This is a genomic window from uncultured Pluralibacter sp., from assembly GCF_913775985.1.
Lineage (GTDB): Bacteria > Pseudomonadota > Gammaproteobacteria > Enterobacterales > Enterobacteriaceae > Pluralibacter.
Window position 1 is genome coordinate 1 of the sequence record NZ_CAJYMB010000113.1, and the last position, 20635, is coordinate 20635.

Annotated in this window: 14 protein-coding genes and 1 pseudogene; 10 read left to right on the forward strand and 5 right to left on the reverse strand. The window is 51.4% G+C overall.

Annotated features, from left to right (window positions below; genetic code table 11):
• Window positions 1-526 precede the first annotated feature (526 nt).
• The 3 genes from QZ766_RS13490 (at window position 527) to QZ766_RS13500 (ending at window position 4169) form a co-directional block, all read left to right on the forward strand.
• The gene (locus QZ766_RS13490; protein WP_297202797.1) at window positions 527-2005 is read left to right on the forward strand and encodes a SulP family inorganic anion transporter; all 1479 of its coding nucleotides are present in this window, start codon (window positions 527-529) and stop codon (window positions 2003-2005) included.
• A gap of 18 nt (window positions 2006-2023) precedes the next feature.
• The gene (locus tag QZ766_RS13495; RefSeq protein ID WP_297202799.1) at window positions 2024-2851 is read left to right on the forward strand and encodes a universal stress protein; all 828 of its coding nucleotides are present in this window, start codon (window positions 2024-2026) and stop codon (window positions 2849-2851) included.
• A gap of 109 nt (window positions 2852-2960) precedes the next feature.
• On the forward strand, window positions 2961-4169 hold the full coding sequence (locus QZ766_RS13500; protein ID WP_297202801.1) for an MFS transporter: 1209 nt from the start codon (window positions 2961-2963) through the stop codon (window positions 4167-4169).
• Window positions 4170-4294: 125 nt separating this feature from the next.
• Here the strand turns inward: QZ766_RS13500 and QZ766_RS13505 are convergent, their stop codons facing one another.
• The gene (locus QZ766_RS13505; protein WP_297202803.1) at window positions 4295-4822 is read right to left on the reverse strand and encodes a rhodanese-like domain-containing protein; all 528 of its coding nucleotides are present in this window, start codon (window positions 4820-4822) and stop codon (window positions 4295-4297) included.
• A complete protein-coding gene (locus QZ766_RS13510) occupies window positions 4819-5130 on the reverse strand; it encodes a metalloregulator ArsR/SmtB family transcription factor (RefSeq protein ID WP_297202805.1) in 312 nt (103 codons plus the stop codon). Before QZ766_RS13510 ends, QZ766_RS13505 begins: the two co-directional genes overlap by 4 nt.
• Window positions 5131-5660: 530 nt before the next feature.
• On the opposite strand from QZ766_RS13510, the gene QZ766_RS13515 reads away from it, so the two are divergent.
• The 4 genes from QZ766_RS13515 to nhaA all read left to right on the forward strand — a co-directional run bounded on the left by QZ766_RS13515 (window position 5661) and on the right by nhaA (window position 9770).
• Window positions 5661-5903 (forward strand): hypothetical protein, encoded by a 243-nt coding sequence (locus QZ766_RS13515; RefSeq protein ID WP_297202807.1) that lies wholly within the window; start codon window positions 5661-5663, stop codon window positions 5901-5903.
• Between the two features lie 94 nt (window positions 5904-5997).
• Complete coding sequence (locus QZ766_RS13520) at window positions 5998-6207, forward strand: host cell division inhibitor Icd-like protein (protein ID WP_297202809.1); 210 nt, start codon at window positions 5998-6000, stop codon at window positions 6205-6207.
• A gap of 716 nt (window positions 6208-6923) precedes the next feature.
• Window positions 6924-8468, forward strand: a complete 1545-nt coding sequence (locus QZ766_RS13525) for a methyl-accepting chemotaxis protein (protein ID WP_297202811.1) — start codon at window positions 6924-6926, stop codon at window positions 8466-8468.
• A 153-nt stretch (window positions 8469-8621) separates the two neighbouring features.
• Window positions 8622-9770, forward strand: coding sequence for a Na+/H+ antiporter NhaA (gene nhaA, locus QZ766_RS13530; protein ID WP_297202813.1), 1149 nt, complete (start codon window positions 8622-8624; stop codon window positions 9768-9770).
• A 378-nt stretch (window positions 9771-10148) separates the two neighbouring features.
• On the opposite strand, the gene betT is transcribed toward nhaA, so the two are convergent.
• Together betT and QZ766_RS13540 are read right to left on the reverse strand one after the other, a co-directional pair.
• Window positions 10149-12143, reverse strand: coding sequence for a choline BCCT transporter BetT (betT, locus tag QZ766_RS13535; protein WP_297202815.1), 1995 nt, complete (start codon window positions 12141-12143; stop codon window positions 10149-10151).
• A 159-nt stretch (window positions 12144-12302) separates the two neighbouring features.
• Window positions 12303-13550 carry a DUF2254 domain-containing protein gene (locus tag QZ766_RS13540; RefSeq protein WP_297202817.1) on the reverse strand — a complete coding sequence of 416 codons (1248 nt, stop codon included), beginning with the start codon at window positions 13548-13550 and terminating at the stop codon, window positions 12303-12305.
• Window positions 13551-14346: 796 nt separating this feature from the next.
• Here QZ766_RS13540 and QZ766_RS13545 point away from each other — a divergent pair.
• Window positions 14347-15864, forward strand: a complete 1518-nt coding sequence (locus tag QZ766_RS13545; protein ID WP_297202819.1) for a recombinase family protein — start codon at window positions 14347-14349, stop codon at window positions 15862-15864.
• A 172-nt stretch (window positions 15865-16036) separates the two neighbouring features.
• Here the strand turns inward: QZ766_RS13545 and QZ766_RS13550 are convergent, their stop codons facing one another.
• Window positions 16037-17059, reverse strand: coding sequence for a tyrosine-type recombinase/integrase (locus tag QZ766_RS13550; RefSeq protein WP_297202921.1), 1023 nt, complete (start codon window positions 17057-17059; stop codon window positions 16037-16039).
• Between the two features lie 654 nt (window positions 17060-17713).
• On the opposite strand from QZ766_RS13550, the gene QZ766_RS13555 reads away from it, so the two are divergent.
• Together QZ766_RS13555 and QZ766_RS13560 are read left to right on the forward strand one after the other, a co-directional pair.
• The gene (locus QZ766_RS13555) at window positions 17714-19645 is read left to right on the forward strand and encodes an AIPR family protein (protein WP_297202821.1); all 1932 of its coding nucleotides are present in this window, start codon (window positions 17714-17716) and stop codon (window positions 19643-19645) included.
• Window positions 19646-19824: 179 nt separating this feature from the next.
• Window positions 19825-20454, forward strand: a pseudogene (locus QZ766_RS13560) (helix-turn-helix domain-containing protein); the annotation flags it as partial.
• Window positions 20455-20635 lie beyond the last annotated feature (181 nt).

Below are 20635 nucleotides of genomic sequence, written 5' to 3' on the forward strand. Positions count from 1 at the left end.
CGGCACTCAAAGAGATGATTGCGGCGTCGCCACACAGGTGATGGAACAAGGGGCGGATAAGGGCTGGCGGATACGCATTTCAAACCCGACGGGAATTAACTGACTGGTCAATGTCCGCTTTTGCTCATAGCAGCCCTATCTAGCTTCTTGATGGGCAGCTTCGTGCCAGAAGTGGACGCTAGCAGGAGTGCCTTTCTGATTGGTTACCTGACGATAGTCTGCACAGTGAAACATTGATCTCTTTCTTCTTTCGTTTATAGTTAAGCGCCTGTTCCGACAAGATCAGGCTTCGTGGTCTGCGTTCATCCCCTGATGAGCTGGCCTAATTCAGTCCTGAAGGCATCGTTTGCCGTAAAGGAGAACTCAAAAAATCATGCGTCTTACGCCACCCTGAGTCGTAACCCTTCTTTGTCGCACTGAGTAGTCTCAGTCGCGCACTCAAAAGCATCCCGTCTGCGGATGTGCTTTTCGCACCTGAAATTTTTGCCCTCACGGGCTGACTGTATCTAAAATCTGAGAAATTATTATGCTGCTGTCCTCGACGCGTAAGGACTGGCTGGGTAACGTCCGTGGTGACGTGCTCGCCGGTATTGTCGTCGCGCTCGCGCTCATTCCTGAAGCGATCGCGTTTTCCATCATTGCCGGAGTTGACCCGCAGGTCGGCCTCTACTCGGCGTTCTGTATTCCCGTGGTTATGGCCATCTTTGGCGGACGTCCCGCCATGATTTCATCGGCTACCGGCGCCATGGCACTGCTGATGATAACCCTGGTGAAAGACCACGGCCTGCAGTATCTGCTGGCGGCATCAGTGCTGACCGGCCTGCTGCAGCTGGCTGCCGGCCACCTGAAGCTTGGCAGTCTGATGCGCTATGTGTCGCGCTCTGTCGTGACGGGCTTCGTCAACGCGCTGGCCATTCTGATATTCATGGCGCAGCTGCCGGAGCTGACCAACGTGACCTGGCACGTTTATGCGCTTACTGCCGCCGGCCTGGCCATCATCTATCTCTTTCCATACCTCAATAAAACCATTCCCTCCCCGCTGGTCTGCATCGTGGTGCTGACGGCCATCTCCATGTGGCTGCACCTGGATGTGCGTACCGTGGGCGACATGGGCAAACTGCCCGACAGCCTGCCGGTGTTCCTCATTCCGGACATTCCGCTGAACCTGGATACGCTGCTGATTATCTTGCCTTACTCTGCCGGTCTCGCCGTGGTGGGACTGCTGGAGTCAATGATGACCGCCACTATCGTGGACGACATGACCGATACCCCGAGCGATAAAAACCGCGAGTGCAAGGCGCAGGGCATCGCCAACGTCTGCACGGCGTTTATCGGCGGTATGGCGGGCTGCGCCATGATCGGTCAGTCGGTAATTAACGTGAAGTCCGGCGGGCGCGGGCGCCTCTCCACCCTGACGGCCGGACTGGTGCTGCTCTGCCTGATAATCTTCCTTCGTGACCAGGTATCGCAGATCCCGATGGCGGCGCTGGTCGCGGTCATGATCATGGTTTCCATCGGCACCTTCTCCTGGCGTTCCATTACCGACCTGCGCCGCCACCCGCTGTCAACCAGCGTGGTCATGCTGGCAACCGTGGTCGTGGTGGTGGCCACCGATAATCTGGCCTTCGGCGTGCTGACCGGGGTGCTGATTGCCTCGCTGAATTTTGCCACCAAGGTAGCGCGCTTTATGACGGTCAGGTCGTCACTGGAGGGCGATACCCGGACCTATACCGTGACTGGTCAGGTCTTTTTTGCCTCCGCCGATCGCTTTATGAGCCATTTTGACTTCCGGGAAGCTGTAGAGCGCGTGGTCATTGACGTCACACACGCCCACTTCTGGGACATCACCTCCGTGAGCGCGCTGGACAGGGCGGTAATCAAGTTCCGCCGTGAAGGCGCTGAGGTAGAAATATTGGGCATGAACGACGCCACCCGCACCCTCGTTGACCGCTTCGGCGTGCATGACAAGCCGGAAGAAGCGGAAAAACTGATGGGCGGTCACTAACCGACAGGAGATTCAGCTATGAACAATACCGTTGTGGCCTGCGTGGACGGTTCACCGTCAACCGGGCCGGTCTGTGACTACGCGGCGTGGGCCGCTGCCGGCCTTTCCGCGCCGCTGGCCCTGCTGCACGTGCTGGAAAAAGACGGTCATCCGGCCGTCTCTGACCTGAGCGGCAGCATTGGCATCGACAGCAAAGAGCTGCTGACCGAAGAGCTTGTGCGCGTGGAGGGGGAGCGCAGCCGCCTGCTCATGGCACAGGGTAAAGCCATTCTGACCGGCTGCGCGGAGCGGTTGTCCCGTGCGGGGGTTCCGGAAGTGTGCCAGCTGCAGATGCACGGCGCGCTGGATGAAATCCTTGCCGGGCTGGATGACGTCAGGCTGATGGTTCTCGGACAACGGGGCGCGGAACATACGGTGGGCAGCCAGCTGGAAAGCGTCATCCGCCTGCAGAAAGAGCCCGTGCTGGTCGTGCCTGAAACGTTCAGCGCACCATCCCGGGTGCTTTTTGCCTGGGATGGCAGCGAGGCCAGTCGCCGAAACCTGACCCGGCTGACCGTGAGCCCGCTGCTTCGCGGTCTGAACTGTCATGTTGTGATGGTGAACGGCGACGATGCTTCACTGCATGATGCGCAGCAAATCCTGCAGGCAGCCGGCATTGATGCAGAGTCCCGGCTGATTCAGGATGAATCCGTCTCGCGCGGGCTGTGCCGTTACGCGGAGGAAAACGGAGCGGACCTGATCGTGATGGGAGCCTGGGGACACTCCCGGCTGCGCCGGTTCTTTATCGGCAGTCACACCACGGCGATGCTGGCTGAAAGCCATTATCCGCTGCTGATGCTGCGGTAAACGTTACGGGCCTGCAATCGCGGGCCCTTTTCATAACACGCCTCCGGAACATCAGTCCCGGAGCAGTTCATTTGTGCGGCACCTTTGTCAGCCGCGCTCAGGGAATACCATGCGTCAGCTGTTTCGCTTTATGTATCAGCACGGCAGCCATCTGGTTTTTGGCGCGATACTGATGGCAATGTCGAGTTTCGGACAGACTTATTTCGTATCGCTTTACGGGCAGGACCTGCGTCAGGCCTTCGGGCTCAGCGACGGCGGGCTGGGCGGTCTTTATGCCGCCGGCACCGTGATGAGTGCCGTCACGCTAACCTGGGCAGGCCGGATGATTGATTACACCACCACCCGTCGCTTCACCCTGGCCGTTACCCTGCTGCTGGTGACGGCGTGCCTGCTGGTCTCCTGTGCGCAGGCGGCATGGATGCTTTGTGCAGGTTTTTACCTGCTTCGTCTCGGCGGGCAGGGGCTGATGGTGCATACCGCTCTAACGGCGACTGCGCGCCAGTTTCCGTTTGATGCCGGCAAGGCGCTGGGCGCTATCGCACTGGGCCTGTCGCTGGCGCAGGCGCTGTTTCCGTTGGCTGCCGTACAGATTAACTATCTGACGGGATGGCGCACTGCCTGGCTGATAAACGCTGCGGTCCTGGTGGCCGGCGTTGCGCTGGCTGTCAGCTGCCTTCCGCGCACAGCCGAAAAGCCGCTGCGGACTTTCAGAAAGCGGGGCGCAGAGAAGGTTCGCGAAGCGTCAGTATGGAAGAACCGGAATCTGCTCCTGGCGCTGCCCGCAGTACTAGCGTCACCTTTCATCACCACGGGCTTCTTTTTCCATCAGGCGCGCCTGGCAGAGGAGAAAGGATGGGCGCTGTCGTGGGTTGCAGGGTGGTTTATTGCCTATGCGATAACGCAGGCGATTTCCCTGCTGTCATTTGGCCCGCTGATAGACCGGCTGACGCCACGCCGGCTGCTTCCGTGGTTTCTGCTGCCCCAGGGAGCCGGCATGCTGGCGCTGTGGCTTAGCAGCAGTCAATGGGTCACGCCGTTTTATCTCATCATGACCGGCGTATCGTCAGCCATTGCATCCACGCTGGCGACCGCGCTGTGGGTACAGCTGTTTGGCTCCGCGCAGCTGGCAAAAGTGCGATCGGCCGTTGAGGCAGGTACTGTGCTTGCCAGCGGCGCTTCTCCGGTCATCATGGGTGTGCTGATTGATCATCACGTCACTCTCAGAATACAGGCACTGATTTGCCTGGTTTTCATTACCGCTGCTAGCCTGGTAGCAACCCGGGTTCAGGTCGCCAGCCCTGAGGACATAAACAGTTGAATACAGAGCTTGTCTGACTGGCCCAAAGTGCAGTAAGTAAATTCAACTCTGTACCAAAGCGGACATCATGGCCATTAAACAGTGCCAACAGCTGAGTTAGACTCTCTGAGGTAGAATATCTGGCATTATTTATCAGCCTTGTTCCATGGCATTTTTAACAATAAATTTGCCATTCCACATGTACCGCTGACGCCTGCAAAAAGCAATCCTGCGCCTGTAATTCCGGAGAGTAAAAACAGACGGCTGTCTATGCTGTATCCCACAACAACGCCAGCAAGAACCAGTGTGCCCGCTGCAATCTGTACTTGTCTCATAACAGGCAATGGTTGCTTTTTGTCTTCAACAACCGGGAGGCGAGCGCTCTTCCATGAATCAATTCCACCAGCCAGTATAAAAGCAGGTGCCGGGCCTGCTGTTGCCATGAGCGTAATGGCATTTTGAGCAGTGCGGCCACCTGACAGACAGTAAAAGATGACAGGCAGCCCCTCTGGATTATCTATCTTTTTACCTGACAGGATATCGGTAAGGGGAAATGAACGTGCGTCAGGAATATGTTCACGCAGATATTCTGTTGTATCGCGAATATCAATGAGCAAAGCGCCTTGTTCAATCAGCCTTTTAACTTTTTCAGGTGCTACAGATTCCTGACTCATTTGAACTCCTCAGTACAATAAATTTCTTTGAGCGCAGAGATAACTTTCTTTACAGCATCATCTTTGATGAAGTAGTTAATTCTCTGAGCCACTCTTTCAGACTCAATTAATCCATCCTCTTTCATTTTTGCTAAATGCTGAGAGGTTGCTGAGGGTGTTAAGCCGGTCAACTTACACAAATCACCTGATGAGGTGCCAGGTTTATCGATCAGCACACAGAGGATCAGTAGCCGGCGGGTGTTACTCATCGACTTAAGTAGGGTGGTTGCGCGCGAGGCGCTTTCCTGTAGTTGCAAAGTGATATTCATCTCTTAATTTTAGAAATCTCTAATTTTAGAAAACTCTAAACAAAAAACCATTCTCATGCAAGCAGAAAATTTCAGCGAATCAGTTAATCTGAGTTTACTGATTAACATTTTAGAATCATGCATTTATGTGTATTCAGCCCCAAAGAGCAAAAGCCGGACATACGAAAAATCATAAAAATGTAACGACCAGGTGAGCACTGGCATGGCGGAATTCGGGGGAAGCGGTGGACAGTTTTCAGGCATCGACTATTATTTAAATACCATGCCGCAGTGATAAGCATGATGGACCTTCAGTACTCTCTTTACAGCCCGCTCAGCGCGGGTTTTTTTATATATGCTGCCCGTATTCACGCTGAAGATTTCTTTCCCTCCCCACATGTAACTTTGAACGCCCGCTATCCGTCCTGCCCAGACAGGTGGCGTGAGAGAAATGAAGGAATTTGCCGGTTGCACCGCTAAGGCACTATTCTTTACCCCCGTTGATAAGCGGGCGCGCATCAACGGGCACCCGCAGGAAGGAACGGCTCCCTGTGACAAATCTGGCGGCAGGTCCTTTTTTTCAATTAAATCCGTGCAATGCCGTCATCACTATCACGCATGTGCCAGCGCCTGGTGTTAGCAATGCCGTGGAAACCCGCATCGATTTGCACCAGATGTCATCATCAGATCGCAGTGTTTCAGTACTGTTCGAATCAGCAACGTCGTCTGATTTTTTTACTTTTGCAGGGGGTGATAACTGGGATGATTTTATTCCAGAGAGTCGATACCATTAACGCAGTAAAGTTATTCAAAACAGTGACACTTGCAGGTATGACCATCGCCATCAGGCCAATTGTCCGACCGTTAACCGGAGCAACCGTTGTGGTTATGAACAAACCTACCCAGACGCGCCTTAAGTATCAGTATCGCTTTCTGGCTGTCTCACGCGAGGACCGGTCCGCTCACCCGTTCCGTCTTTGTATTGATGCGGATTCGGAACAGGAAGCCCGCCGCATTCTTGCCCCATACTTTATCCTTTCTTTCACGGGGCAGCAGCCTGCAGATGAAGAGGAAATGTGTAAGTCCATGAATTCCTGACTTACCTCCCATATCCTGCACGGCCTAATGGTGATGCGTTAGGTATCCGTAAGGATTTCAGGTGCGACCGGATATCGAAAAGGAAATACTCAGCTGCTGCAAAACCGCGTCGGGAAGTTCAGGTGGCACAGCAGAATGCACCTTTGAAACAGGCGTGATGGTGCCCCCTGTATTTTCGAACAAAGCAGGGCTTCCCCCTGCTTTGATTAGACATGCTAAACTTACTTTTGATGGTGTACATCCGGTGCTCTGAAGTCCAGTTCTACAGGCCTTTACATCTGCGATTCTTTAAGCGTCCGCTGAGGCAAGCCACTTTTTTGCCATCTCCTTCTTCTGTTGTTCCTGCGCTGTAAGCTCGTCATTGTCATACTCAGCGTGCTGTGAGCCTGTTTCGTCACTGTCTTCGGTGTTTATGGGCCATCCTGTAAGTTGCTGTCGTTTTTATCACACTTCATTTTCACTCTCCTCTCTTCTGAAATTTATCCCGGCAGGGGAATGGGGTTGTGCAGTGTATGTACAAATCTTTTCGAGTGATGCGACTTTCACGACGTTAAGCACGCAATGTGATAGCTGGCAGCTTGTATACGAACATCGCATCCGGGAGTTCGTCATAACTCATACTGTTAATTCCGGTATAAACACTCGCACTTTTCCTCCGGGCTGCCGATAACATTTTTATCATTCACCATCACTTCCATAATTTATTGAGAATTACGATGAGAATATCTACCCGGCTTGCATCAGGCTTCGGTCTGCTTATTTTGCTCTTTATCATCTGCACGGGCATCGCATTGAACGCGCTGGATCGTGCCAGTGACGGCATGGACGACGCAGTCAACGTCAAAATGAAAAAGTACCAGCTGGTACTGGACATGCGCGGTGGACTGAGGGATATGGGCATTGCGGTTCGTAACATGGCTTTGCTCAGTGAACCCGAGGCCATGAAGCCGGAGTGGGAGCGACTGCAGAAGCAAAAGGCGCTTTATATTGAAAACCGGCGGGCACTGGGTGAAATAATGAATACGGACTCGACGTCTCAGGGACGTGCGGTATTCAGCCAGATTAGCGACGCTGAAGGTCCTGCGCTGGCAGCACTTGAACAGGCAGGCCAACTTGGGCTGGCAAACCAGGCCAGAGAGGCCACTGATTACCTTATGAAAGTCACGCGTCCGGCACAGAGCACTCTTCTGAAAGCGCTGAACGAGATGACACAGGTTCAGATGTCTAACACGCAGTCTGCCGTTGAGGAGAACAGCCAGTCTGCCGATCACGCAGCGTTCATACTTATCTTACTTGCAGTGACATCCGTTCTGGTTGCGGTTGCAACCTGCGTATTTACCATCAGGGTGCTGATGCGTCAGTTGGGCGGTGAGCCGTCGCAGGCGCAGGCAATTGCAGCCAGCATTGCGGCAGGGGACCTGGCAACACCGGTGAAATTGCGTCACAACGACTCGCGCAGTCTGCTGGCTTCGCTGAGCAGCATGCAGGCAAATCTGCGCGGACTGGTGTCGCAAATAAAAGACGCCTCAACTTCTGTGGCATTAGCCGCGGATGAAATCTCGCAGGGCAACACCGAGCTCTCCTCCCGCACAGAGCAGCAGGCCGCTGCCTTGCAGGAGACGGCCGCCAGCATGGAGCAACTCACCACAACGGTAAAAAGTAATACAGCAGGTGCACAGCAGACCGCCGACTCAGCACGTCAAACCGCGTTACTAGCCCGCACGGGCGAAGCGGACATACAGCGCATGTCTGAAACGATGGATGCCATCTCACTGAGCGCGACCAGGGTTCGTGATATTACCGCAGTCATCGAGAGCATCGCTTTTCAGACCAACATTCTCGCCCTGAATGCGGCGGTAGAAGCGGCAAGAGCAGGCGAGGAGGGGCGTGGTTTTGCCGTGGTGGCGGGTGAGGTCAGGACGCTTGCCCAGCGCAGCGCCAACGCCGCGCGGGACATCAAGCAGCTTATTGAACAGGCAGTAGAACAGGTAGAAAGTGGTGTAAAAGTCGCGGCTGGCACGAGTACGAGCATCCTCAAAATCGTGGGTATGGTTAATGAACTGGCTAAAGCAATGGATAACATTTCTCTGGCCTCTTCAGAGCAGATGCAGGGGATCTCGCAGGTCAGCATTGCTGTAAGCCAGATGGACGGCGTCACGCAGAATAATGCCGCGCTTGTTGAGGAGTCATCGTCAGCATCGCAGTCACTTTCCGGGCAGGCGCATGCGCTCCGCGGGATGGTGGAATCCTTCCGGGTCTGAGGTGCTGTCAACAGAAAAGGCTGCAGATTTATGCTCCATGGCAGGCGCACCCTTATGGACACGTTGCCGCTAAAGCCCGTAGCGTCAGGGATGGCCCGGATGTGGAATGAATGGTAATGTGCGGGGTTTTTATCAACCGGATGATATGTCTTTATGAAAAAACTCCTTCATTCCTCTCTGGCTCCCGGCCTGTTGCTCATTGCTGTTTCGGTGCTGGCGATTGTGCTGGCAAACAGTGCAGTTGCAGACAGTTATCGTCATTATATTCATGCTTCTGTGGGCGGCGTTCCGGTTGAGAAGGCCGTTAACGACGTCCTGATGAGCGTTTTTTTTCTGCTGGTGGGGCTCGAAATTAAACGTGAGTTGCTCTCCGGGAAACTCTCCCGCTGGGACCAGCGCCTGTTACCCGGTGCCGCCGCTCTGGGTGGCATGCTGGTGCCCGCTGCCTGCTTCATTTTTTTCAACCGCGATAATCCGCAGGCATTGAATGGCTGGGCAATTCCTTCCGCCACTGACATCGCATTTTCATTGGGGGTACTGGCGATGCTGGGTGATAAAGTGCTTTCTTCATTGAAAGTGTTCCTGGCAGCACTGGCCATTATTGATGACCTCGGCGCGGTGATTATTATTGCGGCCTTCTATACGCACGGTCTCAGTCTCACTATGCTTGCCGGCGCAGGGATCACTACGCTTTGCCTCGTCATGATGAATCGTTCAGGCGTAAAATCTTTGCCAGCCTATCTTGCTGCAGGCATATTACTCTGGTATTTCGTATACGGCTCCGGTGTTCACGCCACTGTGGCAGGTGTGATCCTCGCGCTGTGCATCCCCCATACCGGTCGGACACACGCACACTTTTCTCCTCTGAGTCGGCTTGAGGTGATGCTTTCCCCCTGGGTTGCATTCATAATTGTTCCTGTCTTTGGCTTTGTTAATGCCGGCGTCAGTCTGCAGGGATTATCATTTGAGCAACTTCTTTCACCGCTACCGGTAGGCATCGCGGCAGGACTGTTTGCCGGTAAGCAACTGGGTGTTGCGCTGGTTTCCTGGCTGCTCATCAGAACGGGCCTGGCGCGATTACCTGAAGGTGCCACGGCAGCACAGTTTTATGGCGTGGCAATCCTCTGCGGTATCGGTTTCACCATGAGTCTCTTTATTGGCGGGCTGGCTTTCCCGGGGAATGAGGTCATGCAGAGTGAGCTTAAAATAGGCGTTCTTGCCGGATCGGTTCTCTCAGCGCTGGGCGGGATAATTTTTCTGAATGTGGCTGGCTCACGTCATCGCGTCAGGCAGACCGCATGAAGCGCGACATTTGCTTAACGGCGATGGTGGGCTACAGCATGTTAATCATCGTTCATGCCTGCAACTCCAAACTCGTGACGGATCAATCGTCATCTTACACTTTGGCGGCATATTTCCATTACCAGCGCCATGCCATTCTGCCTGAACAATCCTCTGTCATTCAGCTATACCGATGCTCTGTTTGAGAGTTTATAAGGTCTGACAATGGCGGGTGGAACAGTCGTGGGCGAGGTAAATTCAGCTGCCTGACGCCTGTAATCTGCTCACGTTTCTTCTGGCGCTTATTAGCCCGAAGCAACTTAGGCCAGAGACGGGCTTCATGCTGCAGGAAAAGAGGCACCTTGTGCCTCTTTTCCTGCCAGTGTCGTTCAGAAAATGCTAGCGCACAACATGCAGGAAATGCAGGTGCTTTTCGTACTGGTCAAGAATATCGTGGATGATTTGCTCCTGCGTCCATCCCATCACATCATAATCCTGTCCTCCTTCTTTGAGGTAAACTTCCGCACGATAATAACGGTGTTCTTCGTCCCGATCGTTATCTGACATGCCTGCAAGCGCAAAGGCAGGCTGCAGATAGGAGCGCAGACGTATCTCGTAGACAAAGTTGAGCTCGTTGCCCAGGTCTACCTCGAAATGAAGCCGGTCATCTGCATCAGCAATTGTGTGCGAAACGGTATTCTGTTTTGCCAACTCCTGTTCCACCATTTCCATTGCCGGATAAATGACTTCCGTCATAAAGCGCTTAACGTGTGAGCGTTTCGGGAAATAGGCGATGTTACGCAGTCGGCGCTGCCAGGAGATGGGATTGCGAGCGGCCGTTGGAGCAATGGTCGCGATCTGTTTACTTTCACGCTTCCATGCGTCAACCCGCAACGCTTTCATCAGACCGTAAATGGACATCAGAAGAATGATGGCGAACGGCAGGGCGCTGGCAATGGTGACTGTCTGCAACGCCTTCATACCGCCTGCCAGTAGTAGCGTAACGGCTACCACCCCCATAAGGCCTGCCCAGAAAATACGCTGCCAGATCGGTGTCTTATCCGTACCACCTGAGGCCAGCGTATCAACCACCATCGCGCCGGAGTCGGCTGAGGTGACAAAGAAAACGACAACCATCGCCATGGCGATGAATGACAGCACGGAGCTGAACGGAAAGTGCTCAAGAAAATTAAACAGGGCCAGCGTCTGATCGGATTGCACGGTCTGTGCCAGGTCACGTGCGCCTTCCTGCATAATCAGCCAGATGGCGCTGTTACCAAAAAAGGTCATCCACAGCAGGGTGAAGCCTGCAGGTACAAACAGCACACCCGTCACAAATTCGCGAATGGTGCGCCCGCGGGAGACGCGCGCAATGAACATGCCGACAAACGGTGACCATGCCAGCCACCAGCCCCAGTAAAAGAGCGTCCAGCCACCGAGCCACTTGCTCGATTTCGGTTCGTAGGCGTAAAGATTAAACGTTTTCGTGACAATTTCAGAGAGATAGCCGCCGGTGTTTTCGACGAAAGATTTCAGCAGCAGTACCGTTGGCCCCAGGGCACCAACAAGAATAAGCAGCAGTACGGCAAGAGTAAGGTTGATTTCAGAAAGGATACGAATGCCCTTGTCCAGACCGGAGACCACCGACAGCGTGGCGAGTGCCGTGATGACCACTATCAGGATGACCTGCATGGTTTCGTTAACAGGCACGCCAAAAAGATGGTTTAGTCCGGCATTCACCTGAAGCACGCCATAGCCGAGCGACGTGGCCACGCCCAGCACGGTACCGATCACCGCAAAAATATCTACAGCGTGCCCCATCCATCCATAAATGCGATCGCCAATAATCGGGTAGAGCGCAGAGCGGAGCGTGAGAGGCAAACCGTGACGGTAGCTGAAGAAGGCGAGGATCAATGCAACAATGGCATAGATGGCCCAGGCGTGCAGACCCCAGTGGAAAAAGGTAATGCGCAATGCTTCCTTTGCCGCCTGAACCGTTTCCGGCGTGCCTGTTGGGGGAGACATATAATGCATTACAGGCTCCGCCACGCCAAAGAACATGAGGCCAATCCCCATACCGGCGGAGAAGAGCATGGCAAACCAGGAGTGATAGCTGAAGTCCGGCTCAGCATGATCCGGCCCAAGCTTAATGTCACCGTATCGGGACAGTCCCAGGTAAGCGACTGTGAGTAGAATGATGGCAACCGCGAGAATATAGAACCAGCTGGCGTTGGCAAAGAGTGAACTCTGAAGAGCGCCAAGCTGAACCTCAGCCTGTGCCGGGAACAGCGCGGCAAAAGCCACCAGTACAAAAATAAGGGCGGCAGATATGAAGAAAACCGGCGGGTTTATCTGGCTGCGTTTCGCTTTTAGGTCGGGTTCAAGAGAAGTCATATCGTTCCTGTACTGATTGAATGAATGCTAAATGTAACAATCAGTATGGAACAGTAAAAGCGCAGCGCCAGCAGGTGCGCAGATTTTCACCAAACATGATTGCGTTCCTGCGGGTGCATAAACAGACTTGCCGGGAGCAGTCATTAAGCCGATACATTATCAGCGCTTTGCAAGATCCGTTGCCAGTGCTTCAAGCCGGCGAATATCTTCGCTGAGAGTCAGTCCTTCTCTGGCGCGCTCCAGCGCAAGCCGGGAGTGTCGTCCGGCCTCCTTCGCATACAAAGCAGGTTTGAACTGTGCCAGCGCCAGGAGCGCTTTTTGCAGGCGGACATGGACTTCCACCAGGGCAGCGCCATCGCGCGCAATTGGCATGAAAATATCATCGAAAAGGTCACCGATATCAGCCGGCCGGAGGAAAAGTCGGGGGTAAGGCGTAGTGCCTTCACCAGCTTCGGCATGCTGGCAAAGTAGCCTGACAGCGCGGCCGATAATATCAATGGCGGTTCCCGGATCGTTAACGGCGGGAGAGAGAGCACGTGAGGCAATTTCAGAAAGCACGCACAGACCAAAGCGTGGGTCCTGATCGAACGACCGCTGTTCCCCTATTGTGAAGGCGCTCCGTAGATACTGTACCTCCTCAGCAGCTAATGCCTGTCGGATATGGAGAAGCGGAGAGGATAAATGCAAAAATGCGCCCGGCCGGACGCCCAGATACAGGTTCAGGTTATTGTTCTTAGCAAAGGTGGATAATTTATGCAGATCGATATGCTGGAGATAACCCACCCTGTCAGACAGCAAAGGCGACATGGCCCATACCTCATTCCCCTGTCCATGCCAGGGCGAACAACCCAGACAGGGATCCTTTAACCATGATGAGAGCGGCCCTGCAGTGGCATTCTCCACCCGCTGAGAGGTTTCAGCCATTCGCCCAAACTGAGAGAGGTGCTGTATCCAGCGCAGCAGGGTGATGACGATCATGACAATCACAATCAACGTGACAAAAAAAAGCACTGCCCGTCCCTGCGAACCATAGGCCCCCATGCCAAGCGCAACAATACCGACCAGGCTGTAAAGAAACGAGCCGATGAAGGTGGCCAGCACATTCTGTGTGGTTCGATCTTCAAGAAGCAGTTTCGTGGCGCGTGGGGTTACGCTGCTGCTGGCCGTGTTGTAAGCCGAGACCATGATATTCAGCGAGAAGGTCGTTACAGCCAGCATGCTCGACGCCAGAATGCTCAGTATTTTATCTACCGCATCAGTGCCAATAAGACCAGATACGGATACAGGAATAAAGGGCTTGACGGCAATGGCTACCAGCGCGGTTACCACAGCCAGTACAGCAAAAAGCGAACTTCTGAACCAGAGTTGCCTGGTCAACTGACGAAAAAGCCATTGTGTTTTCGACATCCCTGCCCCTGAACAATAGAAAGAAAGTGATACTGGCGCGCATTAAAAATAGGGTGCTCTGACTGAGTATAAGACTTTTTGAGGGAAGTCGGTTCTGTGTGAATTTTTTGAGCGCATTGCCCTGTCGACATCTATTATATTCCAGCTCGTCCCCGGCAATCTGAACCTGCGCCGGGAAGTAACACATCCCGCATTTCAAAAACTGGTCGCAAGCAAATCTGTTTTAAGTCAGACCTGAACGTTTATCCTGCGTCCACGCGTCGTGCGCAAAACAGATGAATGAACGCAAAGATAGCAGTTCAGATTGCTCGTCTGAACAGGTGATCGCAATTTTGTACTGTACACCTCCTAATGCTTTCACCGCCTCAAGATCTGTCCAACACGTCGCTGGCAAGAAATGCTCCCCTTCACCCTGTGTCTCTCTGCGAACATATGCTCCCTGATTTCACGGCGTCCCTTTTTAATGTCCAGCATCGGTCTATTACAGGTGTCTTGCAAAGACTTCAACATGCTTAGGTGTTATGCACCCGCGCCACTTTCTGACAATTATGTGACTCACGTCAAATAGTGGAATGTTTTAAACCTAATATAGGTGGAAGGAGGGGTGATTCGTGCTCGTGTTTATTATGTTTAACATGGTGGATACACTGACGCTGTGATTTAACTTCCGTTTCTCGCTCAAATATGAGTAGCACGGCAGACTTCCCGGCCCTCAACCGTTAGCCTTAAGGAAGAAAAAAATGCGCCAGTCGTTTCCACGTCAGGTTTTTTACCGAGTACTCCCGACGGTGTTTCTATGAAAAAAGCGATTGCATACCTTCGTTTTTCCTCACTGCAGCAGGCGAAAGGCGACTCAGCAAGGCGTCAGAAAAAACTTATCGATGAATGGCTCATTCATAACCCTGATTATTACCTTGATCCTGTTACCTATGAGGACATGGGGCTGAGTGCCTGGCGGGGACACCACGCCGTTCGGGGAGCCTTTGCCGTATTTATGGTGGCGGTCGAGCAGGGCCTGGTCGGGCACGGCACGGTATTACTGATTGAAAGCCTCGACAGGCTGTCACGCGAGAAAATCGGTGAAGCCACAGGCCGTCTGCGGGCGGTGCTGGAAGCCGGCATTGACGTCGTCACGCTCAGCGACAATGTTCGATATACCCGTGGTTCGCTGGACGATCCCTTCGCCATTATAAGAGCCATTCTGATTGCCCAGCGGGCGAATGAAGAGAGCGAAATGAAGTCCAGGCGCATGCGCGCCGCCTGGGCGGAAAAGCGGAAAGCGGCTGCAGCGGGAATCATCATGACAACGAAGTGTCCCTACTGGCTTAAGGTTAATGATGCCCGGGACGGCTTTGACGTGCTGGAAGAGCGCGCAGAGGTGATCCGCTCAGTTTTCCGCATGCGTCTTGAAGGTATGTCATTTGTCAGGATCAGCTGCGCGCTGAACGCTCAGGGAAAGGAGAATCTGAAGGGTAAGGTATCACAGTGGAACTCTTCATCCATTGAGCGACTGGTCAGGAAAAAAGCGGTAATAGGCTATCTCGTGCCATCACATCAGTGCACCGCGACAGAGGCGGAGGAGATTCCTGATTACTACCCGCCAATCATGAGCGAAGAGGATTTCGCGCGTGCGCAGCTGATGTACCGGGAACCGGAAAGCCGCAGGGATGGTAATTTTAACCCTTACCTCATCAATATCTTCCGCGGGCTGATGCGATGCGGCATGTGCGGCCACGCGATCATCCTGACAGGCATTTCGGTAAAGGGCTATGGCTACTACGTATGTTCAATGCGCCGACAGAACCGTTGTGAAGCCGTCACGATACGCCGGGACCTGACCGATCGTTATCTGATCAATGGTCTGGTGCAGGAGGCATCCGCCGCGAACGGGCGCGTTTCAGCTGAAGATACGCTGCGGCGGTTGACGGCGCGGCATCTGCAGCTGACCGGAAGTCTGCACAACGTCATCAGGGCGATTGAAATCGCGCCGGACGTGACTGAACTCTGTGAGCGGGCAAAGAGCCTCTCCGGAGAGATAAAAAGACTGGAGGGAGAGATGGCCGGCGTCCGACAGATGAGTGACTGCGCAACGGCAGCGGACCTGAACCTGCTGGATATCAGCGATCGCCGGGCGTGCCAGCTGACGGCAAGCAGCCTCATCCGGGAGATCAGGATGCATACCGGGTCAAAAACGTGCGACGTATTTCTTAACAACGGCATGAGGATATACAACTTTCCGCTGGCCCGACAGGTTAGCTGGTCATCCATTCTTGATGCGATGGCTTACCTTGGAGAAGAAGAGATTTATATGTAATCGCGGCGCAGGCGCTGATAACCAGCCACATTTCTGCTGCAGAGAGCACGGTTTCACGCATAAAGATTAAAACGCACCTCTGTTTTGGTTTCCCCCTACTACTATGCAGCTTTGTACCTTGCCTGCATTTTGAGACTCAGAAATCGACACTTGCGGCATCTGGTGCCGGAAATCAGTCCAACTGCTTCATCAGATCGATCATTGCCCCCGCGTGCGCGTCAACATGGCGAATATAGCGCATCACCGTTTCCGGCTTTTTCCAGGTTCCTTCCTGCATGATCTGTGCGGTACTGTATTTTTTCGTGGCCATATCGATGGCGGCGCCGACCCTGGCGCTGTGACCGGACCAAGCGCGGTAGCGGTTCTTGTTTGGCCGCACACTGCCGACATCTCCAGCCTCCTGCCAGGCGCGGGCAAAAATATCCTCCAGGGCCCGGGCGGAAAGCGGCTTTTCAGTCGCAGCGACTGCCCGGTTCGAGCGGTGAACCGGACCGAAGATGAAGGCGTCGGGTTCGCCGGCCAGCCCCGATAGTGACAGCCATTCCGTAAGGCGCTGCGAGGAGAGGTCCCCCAGGGCTTTAATGAGACCTCCGGTCATCACAATTGTTTTGGTCCAGGCGACGTCCAGGATAATCCGGCCGTCGGCCGCACGCGAAATATCCCTCACCCGCAGGCGGCCCAGCTCGCTGATGCGCAGCAGGGTGGAATAGGCAACGTGAAGAAACGCCAGGTCGCGCCGCTGCTGCAGGCGATCGGCGCCGGACCAGCGCGCGTCGAGCACGAGCAGATCTCGCAGGCGGAAAGGAATGGCCTGGCCGGCGCGCTCGCCGGCGATAACGGCGGTGCGGTTAATCTTCTTAACGGCGCGGAATACCTGCGGCGATGCGTTGGGCGGCATCAGCCCGGCGTTACGGTGTAACATTGAGATGAGGGCGGCATGCGTGCTGATAGTTGAAGAGGCACGCCCGGACGCCTGCAGCCACAGCAGGTAGTCGCGCAGATCTGCAGGTGCCATCGGCAGCAGCGCCCGACCATGCTCCGCCGCCCAGCGGCCGGCAATACGCATGACGCTGAGCAGTTGCTGCCACGTGTTGTCCGAGAAGGCTTCCCGATCGCTGACGAACTCGCGCAGCCGACCGGTGATGTCGCCGTTCTCCGGGCCGATCAGGCCCGGCAGGAGTGCCGTATGTGTCATGTTTCCGCCGATTATCCGCCTGGCGTCGCTACGTGAATTCTGAGAAAAAAGCAGGGCCTTACCCCTGCAGAATTCACGCAGCGCTGCCGCATTTTTGTTCACACTGGGCCCGTGCAGGCCGGATCCTCATCATACCCGGATCCTCAGGAGGATCCCAGCTTCATATAAACCCTATTATATGAAGTTTAAAATTGTGATTGTCATATGGTTTAAATTTAAGACAGACGACTCTGAAAGGGGATAAGATTGAACCTGTTAGAATCAACGTTAAAGATGGTTCAAAGGTATACAATAGCGTTCAATATTCAAATTAATTAAAATGAATTTTTTAACTCACACAGTTACTAATAATTGAGAAATATCGTAAAGTTATCGAAAAAATCTACCAAGCTATTTGAACCTCTAGATTTTACTCTTTATGAAAGGAAATGGATTATTATCGGCTTTCCTGTCTTAAACTTTAGTTGAAACAACTAACCTAGCGCAAATTGTTCATAACCTCATCAAGAGTTGATAAAACCTATCAATTTCCGAACGTCGATAGATTGTTACATTTATAAATTACAAAAAAACCCGTACATTTATAGCGATAATAATATATAATAAATGTTGCAAGAATATTCCACAAAATACTCAGCTAATAAGGACATATATATGAAGCACGAAGAGTTTTATGATTATATTGACAGTGAGTTCAATGCGATTATACAAAGTGAAATGTATACTAACTACTTCGACAAAATAAAACAGACTGACCAAAAGAAATCTATAGCTTTTTTGATATGGTTCCTCAAAACTTATGCTGACATAAGCAATGTCGAAGAGTATATTACTGATGGCCATGATGATAATTCATGCGATATAATTTTAGAAAAAAAAGACTCACAGCAATCCACAACTTTTTATATAGTCCAATCCAAATGGAATAAAAAAGAAAATTGCCATGGAAGTTTCGATGGAAAAGAACTTAAGTCATTTCTCAGCGATATACAAAGTATCCTTAAGGGTGACAAAGAAGAAGGCACCAATGCTAAATTTAACATCCAATACGAAAAACTAAGAAAACACATAAAACAAAACGGTAGAGTTAAAATAATTTATTTGTCATTAAAAAACAATTGCAACAACTCAGATGCAAATATTAAATCCCTCAAAGATAGTTTAAGCGGCGATATTGAAATAGAGGGTTTTGATTTAAACAAATTAAAAATAGACTATATTGGCCGAGAATATAAAAAAAGCATACCACCAAACCCACTTGATAATGTATATGATCCTAGTTTAGAAAAGATCAGAATGCAAGTTTGCAGAGATGGTTCGAACTCTTCAGTCGAAATAAAAGCCCCATTCAATGCCTATGTTTTTTTAATTAAGCCTAAGCTGATATTTGAGTTAGTAAATAAATATGGCGTCTCTCTTTTCAACAGGAATGTTAGGAATCCAATTGTACAATCTAACATAAATGAAGAGATAAAAAATACAATAATTAAAAATCCTGAATTTTTCTGGTACTATAACAACGGACTCACAGCCATAACTCGTAGAATACCAAAAATTAGTAATGAAGCCGAAGAATTTGATATTACAGGCCTTCAAATTATAAATGGGGCACAAACAGCCTATGCCATTTATAGTGCATATAAAGAATGCAATGAAGAACAAAGGAATATTCTTAATGAGGAAGTTAGGATTACTCTTCGATTGCTCAAGTCTGGTGGTGAGGAATTCGACCTCAAGGTAACAAAATATACAAACTCACAAAACCCTGTAACCGAAAGGGATTTTTGGTCAAATGACCCGATACAACAAAAATTACAGAACTATTTCTTTAACACCACTTTTTGGTATGAAAAAAGAGAAGGGGAATTTAGAGACATTCCTGACTCAGTAACTAAAGTTGCAAATTTTTTCTTTGGATCTGCTTATATTTCATTTTGTTTAAATGGTGCAGTGGAACTAATGAATTCCTCATTGGACCTACGCGAAAATGAAAAAGATTTAGTCTTTACATCCAGGATTGATAATAAAGATGGCCTCTACGAAAAAATATTTAATGATAGTACAGATCCTAGAGACGTTCATGCATCTTTTATAATGCTTGACCAAGCCACTCAGCTACCTTACCTGAGGAAATTTAACCCATTGCAATTAAGATTTTCTAACTGTTATCACTTGCTGATGATTTCAAGAGTAATTTTAGATAAATATTTAAAACAAAAGTTTGCCGGTGAAGCTAAAGCAACTCCATTCATACTTAAGGAAGCTAGAGATTATAAGAAAAGAACGAGAATTGATATACTGACTAAAGTTCTGATTGTTGCCTTGGATGAATTTTATAATGAAATCCAAGAGAAAGAAGACGATGAAGATAAACAAACTGAATATATGTTCAATATAATGACTAAAGCTGCATATTTTGAAATGTTTATCGAAAAAATAAAGAATAAAGAAATTACTATTGAGGATATTGAAGATAAAGATTTATCATCATTGGAGACTGACTTAACAGATACGGATGATGATGATATCAGCGATGACCTTATGGAGGTTATAATTCAAGAGGAAGATAATAAAAGTATTCATTGAAAAAATTAAACTAGGGCTAGGTGATATGGCCCTAGTACTGTCAAATGGCATAATTCTGAGCGGGTTATATACAATCAATTTAACATAAATAGCATTATGCGCCATTTGATTGTAACGGCTAAATTCAGATGTCCGCGTTATCGTCCTTTTCCAGGGTTTCCCGGCTGAGGAGGCTACTGATGACGGCTTACGTTTCGAAGTGCTTTACGATTAATGAAGTTAACCGCCTCAAGATCCTGCAGGACGTCATTGATGGCAGGCCCACTACTTCGCTTACATTACAACGACTTGGTCTCTCGGATCGCCACTGCCGGCGTCTGCTTGTACGTTATCGCAAGTCTGGGTCGCTGGCACTGGCGAACCGCCGCCATGGATTGCTCGGTAATCGCTAGCTTGTTCCTGGCCTTGCTGAACTTGCTCTGGGCATCATCCGCGATAACTATACCGACTTTGGTCCGACGCTCGCCTGCGAGAAGCTGGCCGAACTCCATGACGTTGTGCTGGCTAAAAAGACCGTGCGTCAGCTGATGGTACGAGCCGGACTCTCGATCCCCCGGAAAATGCGTTCACCGAGGATCCAGCAGCCGCGGTATCGTCGCGCCTGCGTTGGCGAGCTGATACAGATTGACGGCTTTGATTACCGCTGGTTTGAGGAGTGCGGTCCTGCCTGCACGCTGCTGGTCTACGTTGATGACGCGACCAGCCGCCTGATGCAGCTTCACTTCGTAAAATCTGAGTCCACGTTCACCTATTTTGACGCCACGCGCGGCTATCTGGAGCTGCACGGTTTGCGATTAAATATTTATTCGCTTTAGTACCTATTAATATGCGCCACGATAATAACGCACGTTTTCTTTTACTCATTAAAAGCGTGAGAGGCTTCTGATCGCCTCAGCCTTACCGACAAAATTCCGTTCAGTAGACTGATAATTTTCAGGCAGGGTAATAGATAGATAATCCGCTTCTGACTATGCCGGAGAGCACGGCAGT